Source organism: Caldicoprobacter faecalis, assembly GCF_900115765.1.
GTDB lineage: Bacteria > Bacillota > Clostridia > Caldicoprobacterales > Caldicoprobacteraceae > Caldicoprobacter > Caldicoprobacter oshimai.
In genome coordinates this window covers 1-11,612 of sequence record NZ_FOXR01000011.1, presented here as the reverse complement: position 1 = coordinate 11,612, position 11,612 = coordinate 1, and the positions used below count along the sequence as shown (strand labels likewise).

General features: G+C 47.8%; 10 protein-coding genes. All 10 read right to left on the bottom strand.

What is annotated here, in order from left to right; all coding sequences use genetic code 11:
* Positions 1-50: 50 nt before the first annotated feature.
* A complete protein-coding gene (locus BM241_RS05855) occupies positions 51-356 on the bottom strand; it encodes a TMEM165/GDT1 family protein (RefSeq protein ID WP_025747719.1) in 306 nt (101 codons plus the stop codon).
* 368 nt (positions 357-724) lie between these two features.
* Positions 725-1,867 (bottom strand): glycosyltransferase family 4 protein, encoded by a 1,143-nt coding sequence (locus BM241_RS05850; protein ID WP_092282267.1) that lies wholly within the window; start codon positions 1,865-1,867, stop codon positions 725-727.
* Positions 1,868-1,890: 23 nt separating this feature from the next.
* Complete coding sequence (locus BM241_RS05845) at positions 1,891-4,335, bottom strand: hypothetical protein (RefSeq protein ID WP_092282266.1); 2,445 nt, start codon at positions 4,333-4,335, stop codon at positions 1,891-1,893.
* A gap of 201 nt (positions 4,336-4,536) precedes the next feature.
* Positions 4,537-6,252, bottom strand: a complete 1,716-nt coding sequence (locus BM241_RS05840) for a homocysteine S-methyltransferase family protein (RefSeq protein WP_092282265.1) — start codon at positions 6,250-6,252, stop codon at positions 4,537-4,539.
* Positions 6,253-6,486: 234 nt separating this feature from the next.
* Positions 6,487-7,206, bottom strand: a complete 720-nt coding sequence (locus tag BM241_RS05835; protein ID WP_092282264.1) for a glycoside hydrolase family 140 protein — start codon at positions 7,204-7,206, stop codon at positions 6,487-6,489.
* Positions 7,207-7,321: 115 nt separating this feature from the next.
* Positions 7,322-8,245, bottom strand: coding sequence for a ribokinase (gene rbsK / locus BM241_RS05830; protein WP_092282263.1), 924 nt, complete (start codon positions 8,243-8,245; stop codon positions 7,322-7,324).
* Positions 8,220-8,972 carry an FGGY family carbohydrate kinase gene (locus tag BM241_RS05825; RefSeq protein ID WP_092282262.1) on the bottom strand — a complete coding sequence of 251 codons (753 nt, stop codon included), beginning with the start codon at positions 8,970-8,972 and terminating at the stop codon, positions 8,220-8,222. The genes rbsK and BM241_RS05825 overlap by 26 nt, the downstream gene beginning before the upstream one ends.
* Positions 8,966-9,601 (bottom strand): aspartate/glutamate racemase family protein, encoded by a 636-nt coding sequence (locus BM241_RS05820; RefSeq protein ID WP_092282261.1) that lies wholly within the window; start codon positions 9,599-9,601, stop codon positions 8,966-8,968. The genes BM241_RS05825 and BM241_RS05820 overlap by 7 nt, the downstream gene beginning before the upstream one ends.
* Positions 9,602-9,702: 101 nt before the next feature.
* Positions 9,703-9,879 (bottom strand): hypothetical protein, encoded by a 177-nt coding sequence (locus tag BM241_RS12420; RefSeq protein WP_177206105.1) that lies wholly within the window; start codon positions 9,877-9,879, stop codon positions 9,703-9,705.
* A gap of 95 nt (positions 9,880-9,974) precedes the next feature.
* The gene (xylB, locus tag BM241_RS05815; RefSeq protein WP_242948280.1) at positions 9,975-11,456 is read right to left on the bottom strand and encodes a xylulokinase; all 1,482 of its coding nucleotides are present in this window, start codon (positions 11,454-11,456) and stop codon (positions 9,975-9,977) included.
* Positions 11,457-11,612 lie beyond the last annotated feature (156 nt).

The following is an 11,612-nucleotide window of genomic DNA, read 5'->3' as shown; positions in this document are numbered from 1 at the left end:
CCCCCTTAAAAATTTTTAATAAACCAGACCACAATCAGGTCTGGGAAAGTCTATTTCCTCATAATAAGCATATTCCATACTTGGGGCAAAGCTTCTCTTAAAATAAAAATTCCAATTCCTACAAACAGGAGGCCAGCTAAAAGCTGCAGATAAGATGTGGGAACATACCTGGTTACCACTCCACCCAAAAAAGAACCCAGCAGAGTAACCACAACTAGAGCTAAAGAAGCACCGAGAAACACCGGGAGAGGCTCTTTATGCTGAGTTGCCAGGGTAAAGACAGTCAGCTGAGTCTTATCGCCCAGCTCGGCTATAAACAGCATAAAGAACGACAATAAGAACAGTTTCCAGTTCATTATGTACCGGCACCTTTGCTCCTGTTACGCCGTATGGCACAGAAACGTGCCGCTCCCTCCTTTCAAGCTATTTATTGTTTGTCCCACACGGGAACCCTATTTTCATACCCTGCAATACGTGAACGCTTTTACTTAGCTTTTACTTAAGAAGCCACCAAATTGGCAAACAGCAAAATCACAAAAATAAACTTTACAACCACCAGCAACTTTTAAGGGCCTGTCTACAAACCTCTTTTAAGCCAGTTTATTAAAATTTTTACAGCTGCAAAACTCAGCATCAAGTCTTTTATCCTGAAATTTGAAATTTACTTCGATGCCAAGCTTTCAAAGTTATTATACCCTCTAATGTTTCAAAACTTCAAGAGTTTTTAACCATGAGTTTTCACGTGTGCACACCTTTCCAGCAACTGGGCCGTAGCTTGAACCATCCTTTCAGCCGAGAAGTGCGTCATTACACGCTCACGCCCTTTCTGGCCAAAAGTACTCCGCACATGAGCATTCCTAATTAAATAAATTATGGCAGATGCCAGAGTCGCTGCATCTCCCGGCGGTACCAAATACCCGTTTTGCCCGTGCTCAATTATCTCAGGTATTCCGCCAACATTCGAAGCTACAACGGGTTTACCCATGGCCATAGCTTCGAGTATGGAAACGCCCAGACCTTCGGACAAGGTGGGCAGTACGAAAACATCCATGGCATCTAAATAATCCCATACCGTGGTTACGTATCCCGTGAATATGACATCACCTTCAACGCCAAGGTCCTTGGCTCTCATCTTAAGCGCCCCCTCATACGGACCATCTCCCACTATCATAAAGCGAATATCTCCACAGTAGCTCTTTACCAGCGGGATGGCATCCAGGAGGTATTGAATACCCTTGGAGGGTATCAGCCTGGCCACACTTCCTATCACGATTGCATCAAACCCTATCCCGAGACGCCACCTTACATCCTCACCCTTGCCAGCATGGGGCAACGATATGCCGTTATATATAACGCTGACCTTGTCGCCGGGAATGCCGCACTCCCGTTCCAGTTCAAGCTTGAGCGCATGGGATACAGCAATGATGCCTTCTGTACGTTTTGCCAGGACTTTTTCCGTCTTGGACAGCATTGCACGCTTAAGCCTATGAGATAAGGGTAACACGAAGTTGTGAACGGTATAAACTTTAGGGCACCCGGCCAAAATCGCCCCGACCCTGCCCACCACCCCAGCCTTAAATCCGTGGCAGTGCAGCACATCCACGCCTTGCTTCATTATGATGTGCGCAATTTTCACCGCTTTCATCGCGTCCAAATGCGGCTGTACCTCTCCTGGGAGATGAAATGGATAAACTTCTATACCCTCATCTCGCAGCTCTTCCATTGTGGTTTTGTCAAAGCCGCACGCTGCCAACACGTCAAATCCCGCACCTTTCAACCCCTTTGCCAGGGAAATATAGTGTTGCCTCATGCCTCCCGAAGCCGTTCGTATAAGTTCTAAAACCTTAATCCTTCTATTGAAACTCATGCCGTACCCCTCTTGCCTATACTTCAGCTTCTCTTTGACTGCATCTCACGATATATACCCTTTGACCTCTCAATATCCTCTACTTGCTGTGCAATGACAAATATAAACGACAGACCCACATATATCATGCAGGTGGCAGCAGCCACTATGCCCGAATCGTTGACCGCAAACGCTACAGCGCTTCCCACCACTCCGCTGATAAAGCCGTAATACAGTGACAGATACCGCTCCTTTACGTCCTTGAAAATCCCTTTGGGCCGATAAAACAATATGACCATGGAAAGCAGTGAGGATAAAAACACCCGCGTCCATATGGTATATCTAAAGAGGCGAATGTTCATGGATATCTTCCTATAAGCTATATTGAACAGCTCCTGCACGCCGTTTTCCCTGATCAGCTTCACGGTCTGCCCTATATGCGACTGGCTTTCAACCGCCCTGAAGCTATCTAAAATAAACAGCCCCACAATCGCAATCACCAAAGCCACACTAAGCACTGCTATTCGTTTCCATGTAATCCTCAATCCTGCCATCAGCATGATAAACACCCCAAACGCCGCAAATGCCGTTACGGCCCCACCCACATTGGTGCCCCACCATGGCAATGCAAGCACGGCCAGAACCACGGCCAGCAACACGGCTGCTCCGCCCAGGATTATGCCGCGTTGCAGCCTCAACCGCTCCACAGCCGCCGCAGTACCTATACAGGCAGCTCCAACCAGCGCACCCATGTATTCGTTGCCTATCCCGTAAAACCTCGCCCCGCTTATCACATCGTATCCCAACGGAGACCCCTGTATGAGCCTTGCACCGGTCCACTGGTCAAGCAGCAATGCCCCTGTCATCATAAGGCATATCGTCATAATCTTGTCCAACATGCCGGGAATAAGCTTCCAAATGACAGCCGCAAGCAATAAGGTAAAAGCCGTCGCCATCAAAGCAGCCACTGCCAGAGAAGATTGATGCACAAGGGGCAGAATGAGGTAGGTAAAGGGTACCAGCATTACAAACAGCAGGCAGAACTTGATCAATTTCAGGTATTTTTTCGTAAAGAACAGCACCACAAGAGAACCTGCGACTACTGCTATGATGCAAAACACAAAACCCCGTATTAAGAACGGGCGTTGATTGAAAATCTCTACCAATCTTTGATTAAAGGCCATAATGCCATCCAGGCCGCTATCGTTATAGATGCTCCTCATGGGGGCACCGCCTTGTTCGGGGAGAGGCGGTATGCCAAAGAAATCGAGTACAGTGACCCCCACATCCAGATTGGTTACTACGCCCATGCGATGGGTGGAAGCAGAGGTCAGCCATCCCTTGCGCACGCCTTTGCCTGCCATAATCACGGGCGTTAAGCGGTTGTTGACCTGCAAATCACGCAGCGGACCCAAAGCTGTAAAGACTATAATAAGGTCCCTGTTCATATCAAGCCGCTCCATCAGCCATCCTATAAAGGCATCCCCATCCTCCAGCGCCTTACGCCTGTGTTCCTCCAGCATATCATCCATCACCATATGCCTGTAGGCTTCTGCCCTGTAGGTATCACCCCATTCAACGGCTATGACATCGGCCTCATCCCATATCCTTTCAACCGCCTGAGCCATCCTGCCGAAATCCACTCTTATGCCAAAAGGCCGGGTACCGTCCTTTACGTTGAGCCATTCCCCCACATCTCCCAGCGGAACGACGCCCTTGTCATCCATCATCATGGATGCCAGATACCGCTGTTGCTTCTCGGGAGTGTCGCTGTTTCCAATGACGGCCACCTTGTATCCGTTTTGCGCCAGCGCAGTACCCAATGCCCCCACTTTAACGGGATAGGGCCTGTTGGCATTGTTGCGATACACAGCAGCAATTCCTATACTAGCTATTGAACCGGCCTCTAACCTGCGACCGGTTATTTGATAATAGAGGTGGGCAACTTTTTGCCCCTGATATACATCATCGGTCGAAAAAGCCAGAGGGGAATTAGAGGAGCCGATAATTCTGGCGCCTGCTCCCATAGTGACATACAGGTTGTTACATGAACGGCTTCCTGCCGTGTTGGTAGTCATAAGCCCAATTGCACCGATCTCCATCAATCTGTCTATGTTGGGCGTTGAAGCCTCTTTTATGTCCTTCCATCCTATGCGATCCAGAGCCACCAGAACTACCTTGCCTTTCTCTGCCTCAGGCAAGGCGGTGCTCTGCACAACCTTGCCACTTAATTGGGGCAACAATCCGGCATACTTACAGGTACTTGGTAGAAACATACTACCTGCACTTGAAGTATCCGCAATTGAAATGCTGGCCGTTCCTGTATTTTCCTCAGCCTGTTCATCCATAGGTTTAGTAGTAGATCTGTTATCTGCCCCAGACTGACAGATTGACGCTACCGTATTGGCCAGCGCTGTAATCCCGGAGTTCAAGGCTATAGAACATGATAAAACGCTGAACACCATGAGTAAAAAAAGCCTCTTTTTCAACGCACCTCACCTCATCTTTGATTTTTCCCCAAAATATCCCTGTCATACCTGGTGGCAACACGCTTATCCTGCATTCCCGCATAGAAAAAAGCGGCTGCAAAATTGTTACCAGCAGCCGCTTTTCCTTTTTAACCTTGATTTCAATTTTAGTGTAAAGTTAACAACTTAAGTCCGTTCAATTCTACTGCTGTATGCTCAATCCTACCGTTGTCCGCTCAGAAGACGGAACGCCTTAACGGTCTCCACAGTGCGGGCATCTCCCGGGTCCACCACCGGAGCATCAAGGCCGTAGGCCAACGCCATGGCAAGATAGGTGCTTACAACGCTATCATCATTTGGCCACCCCCTGCACACTTGCCTTATATCCAGAGTCGTCACCAGACCCAGCTCGTCCTTGATCAGCCTAATGGCTTTCAACGCCTCCATGGCTTCAGAAGGGCGTGCAGCCGCATCTGCCATCGTACAATCGATGATCACATTCTCTTTCGGTACGCCATAGGACTCGGCAGCGCTCACAATCCTCTCGGCCATTTTCAGTCTATCCTTGGCATCAACTGGAGTACCCTTTTCATCTCTAGTATATCCCACAACGCAGGGGCCGTACTTTGCAACAGCAGGAAATACCGAATCCATGACGGCCTGCTCAGCGCTTACCCCCCGCACCAGCGGCTTACCGTTGTACAGCCTCATAGCAGCCTCCAAAACATCAGCCCTTAAGCTATCCAACTCAAGTGGAAGATTGACAACAGCCTGAATCTCGCGTACCAGGTTGAGCATGGCTTTCTTCTCATCTATTTCTGGGATGGCCACATCAATCGCCAACATATCAGCTCCTTGGCTCCTCTGGGCGATGGCTTCTGACACTATATCCCCCATGTTGTTGCTTTGTATTGCCCTGGCAATACTTTCGTTGGAGCCTCCATTTATCCTGCCGCCGATGAGCTTAACGCCTTGCCCTAGGATGACAGTCCTTGAGCCCGAAGCCACGGCCGTAAACTTCTTTGCTGGCACCGCTGCAGGTGTCAAGCCATCCACCGCCTGCCTTATGGCCCTTATGAAATCGGGAGTGGTTCCGCAGCATCCTCCTACCAGCCTGACCCCCATCTGCACCATTGTCAGTAGGTGTTGCTGAAACACATCAGGAGTCAAAGGATAAACAGCTCGTCCATCCACCATCTGTGGAAGCCCTGCATTGGGCTGCACCAAAACCGGAATGCTTGAATAGGAGAGGAACTCCTTGACGATGGGCAACAGCCCTTCCGGCCCCAATGAGCAGTTCACTCCCAGGGCGTCAACACCCAGGCCCTCAAGCACCACCACGGCAGTTAGCGGATCAGCACCGGTAAGCGTCCTCCCGCTTTGATCAAACGTCAGTGTGCATATGACAGGCAACGAGCTGTTCTCCTTGGCAGCTAGAACAGCTGCTTTAGCCTCATACAGGTCACCGAGGGTCTCAATCAAAATGAGGTCAACCCCTGCCTGTACTCCTGCCTTGACCTGCCTGGCATACAGTTCATAAGCCTGCTCAAATGATAGCGGCCCCATGGGCTCCATGAGCTGACCTATAGGCCCCATATCCAGGGCGACCCATCTGCTTCCTGCAGCGCGCCGTGCCAAGGCCACAGCCCGGGTTATCACCTGCTCCACCGTATATCCTGTACCTTTAAGCTTGAGCTCGTTGGCACCAAAGGTGTTGGTGGTTATGACGTCGGCACCCGCCTCTATGTATTGCCTGTGAATATCCTCAATAACCTCGGGATGAAGAATATTGAGGGTTTCGGGGAGCTGTCCGGATGGTAGTCCATAGCGCTGTACCATGGTACCCATAGCACCATCAAACACAATCAAACGGCGTTCCAGCTCGGTTGTAAAATCCATAGTATTTTTCATCCTTTCCTCTTCCTCTGCTTTAATCATCTTTTTACTCCATTTGTTTTAACTACCCTCTTCGATGCATATTATTGAATGAGAGCTACTCTCCGCAAACTTCCGCAGCTATAGAGCAGAAAAAATATGCTGTATTATGCGAATCAAACACACCCCAATGACTTCAATGCTTTTGGCTGAGCTATTTTTTATTTTACTATGCATGTACTATTTAACTATGCATGTACTATCGCCTCAACCTATGATTTCGCAATTGAAGCCTGTTTAAGGCAATTTCCCGACATCCGGCGCCTGATAGCCCTTGGAGGCATCATCCAGTATAAGCACCCAGTCGTTTCCTCTCCCGCTCGACGGCGGTATAAAGCTATGCACACCTTCATTATCATATTCTCCAATAAAAGCAGTATTTCCTTCTCTGGGGTCGTACCAGTAAGCCTTTACCTTTTTGCCGGATATTTTCCCCATATTAACTTTTATCTCAAGCCCATTTGGGCTGTATACAAAGGCATAGTCATTTCCGCGCGTTGCCCTTAAATGATTGGCACCTTCATAGTTTTCAGCAATCAGACTTTGATCGGGAATGCGTTCCAAGAAAGGCCTTGACTCAATCAGCGCCCTCAAGTATTGCATCTGCCATGCCCCTGGCCGCATAATAGCCTGTTTCCAGTGCATAATAAAATAGGGTTCGGGATTGGTACACATCGACCAAACACAATGGTGCCCATAGGTATGCCCTGCTGCCCCGGCAAAAACAGCCCAGTATGCGGCTTTCCTTACATCAGCGGCATCAAAGTAGCCGTTCTCGGGTTTGAAACCTATGGGGTGATCCTCATAGCACGGCTCTCCGTCCAATGTGGGCTTGACAGGCACCAAGTCGTAATCAGCGCTTACCATTTTATAGTTGGGAGTATTCAGTGCGCCATGGCTGGATTGGATCATATCAAAATACTTACCCATGTCAAAATATTTCTTGCCATATCTCATTTCCCATCTATTTCCATCAATAATCTCCCTATTAAACTTATCACTGATTTCCTATTTGCAAATATCCTTTTGTTTAATAGCTCAGCTCGCACAAGCCCTTTGTGTTGGTCCGATACTATCTCATCCGCTGACCTATAAAGGTTTCCACCTGCCTCAGGAAAGGCATGGCGGACTGGGCTCCTTTAGCAGTAGTAGATATGGCTCCCACAGCATTAGCAAACTGAATACTTTCTATTATCCCCTTGCCTTGAGCCAGTGCAAATGCAAATCCTGCGTTGAAAGAATCCCCAGCAGCTGTGGTATCAACTGCTTCAACAGTGAAGCCGGGAACATGAACAAAATCATCACTTGTTGCCAGATATGCTCCTTTTTTACCAGCTTTAGCAATAACATTTTTCACGCCTTTTTTAACAAGCCAGTGGCCAGCCTCTTTCAAATCATCAACATCTTTTATTCTTATCCCCGTTAGAGTTTCTATCTCAGTTTCATTAGGGGTAATATAATCTATATTAAGGAAAATATCGTCAGGAAGGATTCTAGCGGGAGCAGGGTCTAGGATTATTATTTTACCGGCCTTTTTGAGCTTTTTCACGGCATACAATACAGTATCTATGGGTATCTCCAATTGAAACAAAAAAATGTCTCGTTCTTCCATAAGATGCCAATTTTCCTCGATGAAAGCTCTGTCGACTTTTCCATTGGCTCCTGGAACAATAACAATATGGTTTTCGCCGGTGCTGTCCACTTCTATCACAGCAATTCCGGATGATACGCCTTCCTCTACCTTTACTCCATCTAAAATGACGCCGTTCTCTTTCAAGTTATTCAGATACTGTTCTCCAAAAAGATCATTTCCCAACTTCCCTATCATTAGCACATCTGCACCCAGCCGCCCCAGAGCTACAGCCTGGTTACCGCCCTTTCCTCCAGGATATGTGGCGAATTCTCTGCCAGTAATGGTCTCTCCAGGCTCGGGAAATCTGTCAACGGTTACTACCAGATCCATATTTAAACTACCGACTACACATATTTTTTTCATATAATCCCCTCCAAATATACAACATATACATAAAGGCTGTTATCTCTAATATCCAACCTTGCAATTCCAGGTAGTACCTTGCTATAACCCGAAATACTGAGAAACCAGTCCAGCATAATACTGCTTCAAATATTGTTGAAACTCCCTGTACCTCCCCCAGCTGTCGACCGGGCATTATACCCACCAAGGTCTCGGCCGTTCCCATAGAGTCAAGCACAGATCCTGGACTCACTACCCCTGCACCAAAGGCCGCACACAGATGGTCATGCCCACATATGCATACCGGTATATCCCCTGTTATATTCAGCTTTGCACGCATCTCATCTTTTAAAAATCCAATGGCCGTGCCGCTCTTCACAACCTCGGGAAAGATATCAACCCTTATCCCCATTCTATTGAGCAGTTCAACATTCCACGCATTGTTTTTTAAATCATAGGCAAAAGTTCGGGCAGCCAAGGTGTAATCGGTGGTCACTGCTCCGGTCAACTTAAAAGCAATATAGTCAGCTGCCGATAGCCATTTGACATTGCACGGTAACTCCCCTTTTTTATGTAGCAGCCATAGCAACTTGGGCAGGCCGTGCTTGTAGCTTGCCCGCAACCCCGTCTTTGAAAATACCTCCAGTTGATCTATATTGGCTTCTATAAAACGCGCCTGTTCCATCGCCCTCATATCAAACCAGGGAATAAACGAGGTGTAAGGGCTGCCATCCTCGAGATTTACCAAATCCCAAGCCTGGGACTGGTTAAAAACTCATCTTTCATGTTTTCTGGCAATCTATCCAAGACTCTGGCCATTGAAGCCTGAGCCAGCACCACAACATCCACCCTTTGAGCAAGCTCGTTGAGCTTCTGAGCAAGTACCTTGTCATGCCCTTCTCCATCGCCCTGCATCAACAATTTATATGCCTCATCAACGAGAACTGGTTCTACCTTAATAGCCTTGCAGGCTTTTTCAGCTTTAGCCTTAACCAGATTGATAGTTGGCCTTAAGGTGGTGCTGAGGGTGGCCGCAACGCCTATCACGTTTCCCAGAGCGACTGCTCGCTCTATCATAGCCTCATCTATGCGAAGCACCGGCACGCTAAGCTTACCGTTCAGCTCATCAGCCAGCTCCCCCACAGACGAACAGGCGCTCAGTATGACATCTGCTCCCAGACTTTCCGCAATTTTAGCATAGGTAAACCATCTGTCCCTTACCTCTGCAATGTCGCCCCCATTTTCTATAAGCTGTGGCAATATAGAATCATCGAGAAAGTTTATCACCTTAACCTCGGGGATAAATTCAGCTGCCAAATTTTTTAAAGGCTCAATGGTAACATGGGTCGTGTGTATGATTGCAAGCTTTTTATCCATATAAAACACTCCCTCACGTAGTAAGTAATCGACTGCTGACTTTATGCTGCCACTGATCTTCATACTATGTCAAACGTGACTTCACAATTCCCCGCTATGCTCTATTCCAGCGGCTGTGCCCAGGGAATGGGTTCAAATCGATCTGGCCAAGTGCTCAGCTCATCTAACCATCTCTCGTAACAAAGCCCAAAGTCCTTGCCCGTGATGCTCACAAGCTCATCATGGGCGCTGTGGGCCACCGCTTCGGCCGCACAGACGCCGGCCAGCCCGGCTCCCACAACCAATAGATCCTATTCTGCAATTAATGGCACGTCATCACTGCCATTGATCGATATCCACTCCATAAATAGCTACCTCCCTTTATGCCGCCACTTCAAAACAAATCCCTATTGCACAAATACATCTTCCGATAAGCCTCAAACCTTTCCTGATATATCTCGTGATTTTCTTTGTTTGGAACTATCACCTCGGGATGCAAATGAACCATATACTTGCAAGCCTCCTCAAAACACGGGTAAAAGCCAACTCCCACCGCCGCTGTAATGGCAGCTCCAATACATGCCTGCTCATCATGCATGCTCCTGTATATCTCCTTGCCAAACACATCGGCCTGAATCTGCAAGAACAGCCTTCCCCTGGCGCCGCCTCCGGAGGCTATTACTCTTTCAAATTTAATGCCCAGCCTCTCAAATACCTCAAGCGAATCCTTCAGAGCAAATACGACACCTTCCACAACGCTGCGGATCAAGTGCTCTCTAGAATGCTTGAGGGTAAGCCCCAGGAATATCCCTTTTGCATCTGGGTCATTGTGGGGCGTGCGCTGCCCGCTGAGATAAGGCAGAAACAGCAAGCCCTCGCTGCCTGGCGGCACATTTTGGGCCAGTTCCATCATCTCATCGTAATCCTTCATCATCAAAACGCTATCTTTTAACCATTTCAAGGTGCCCCCACCGCTTAAACAGGCCCCCATAATTGTCCACAGGCCCTCCCTGGCATGGCAGAATGTATTTGTCCTGTACTTGTCATCATATAGCGGCTGGTCAAGCGCACAGGATACCTGGCTTGCCGTTCCGATGTTCGAAGAGAGAATGCCCGGGCCTATGATGCCGTTGCCTACCAACTGCATGATGGTATCGCCTCCACCAAACACTACAGGCGTACCCTTTTTCAAGCCCAGTTCCCTCTCACATTCTGAAGTTACAGCACCGGCAACTTCATAAGATTCTCGGCTGACAGGAAACATATCGTGCGCCAAGCCTAGCTTATCAATCAACTCCCATGCCCAATCCCTTTGTGCAACATCAAATATCACCGTACCTGAGGCATCTGATTTATCCGTTCCGATTTCCCCGCACAACCTGTACCGAATATAATCTTTGGGCAATACCACCTTAAATGTGCGTTTGAAATTCTCGGTTTCATGCTGCTTGACCCACATAAGAGAAGATATCAAAAAACCGGTACTCAAAGCGTTTAAGGTAAATTTAGCATACTCCTCTTGCGGTATTATCTTATAAATTTGCTCTATTTCTTTCTTAGAACGTTGATCTGCCCAGATGATGGCATTTCTCACGGGCTTAAGCCTTTGATCAAGCAGCACCAGCCCATGCATCTGGCCCGACAGGCCAATCGCTCTTATACGTTCAGCAATACCGTCCTTTTGTGCCAGCGCCTCTTTTATCGCAAGTTTGGTGGACTCCCATAAGGCTTCAACATCCTGCTCTGCATATTTCAGTTGGGGCTTTAAGATATCATATTGCCGCTGAGCTGATGCAACCACTGTACCTTCCTCATCCACCACCACAGCCTTAACGCTGGATGTTCCAATATCGATACCCAAAAAATAATTGATCATCGTAAACTTTGCTCCCCTCTTCAAGTTTATCTCTTTTTACTTCATCATTTATCATTATGAGCTCAAACTTCGCAGTTAAATATTGACTGCTAGACCTTGAAAAATCAATAATTCAGCCAATTTATATACCTATTAAGATGCTTTTTTATACTCCAT

Coding starts and splice junctions, on each gene's coding strand:
- BM241_RS05855 (WP_025747719.1), bottom strand. CDS start 356: ATGAACTGGAAACTGTTCTTATTGTCGTTCTTTATGCTGTTTATAGCC.
- BM241_RS05850 (WP_092282267.1), bottom strand. CDS start 1,867: ATGAGTTTCAATAGAAGGATTAAGGTTTTAGAACTTATACGAACGGCT.
- BM241_RS05840 (WP_092282265.1), bottom strand. CDS start 6,252: ATGATTAAAGCAGAGGAAGAGGAAAGGATGAAAAATACTATGGATTTT.
- BM241_RS05835 (WP_092282264.1), bottom strand. CDS start 7,206: ATGAGATATGGCAAGAAATATTTTGACATGGGTAAGTATTTTGATATG.
- rbsK (WP_092282263.1), bottom strand. CDS start 8,245: ATGAAAAAAATATGTGTAGTCGGTAGTTTAAATATGGATCTGGTAGTA.
- BM241_RS05820 (WP_092282261.1), bottom strand. CDS start 9,601: ATGGATAAAAAGCTTGCAATCATACACACGACCCATGTTACCATTGAG.
- xylB (WP_242948280.1), bottom strand. CDS start 11,456: ATGATCAATTATTTTTTGGGTATCGATATTGGAACATCCAGCGTTAAG.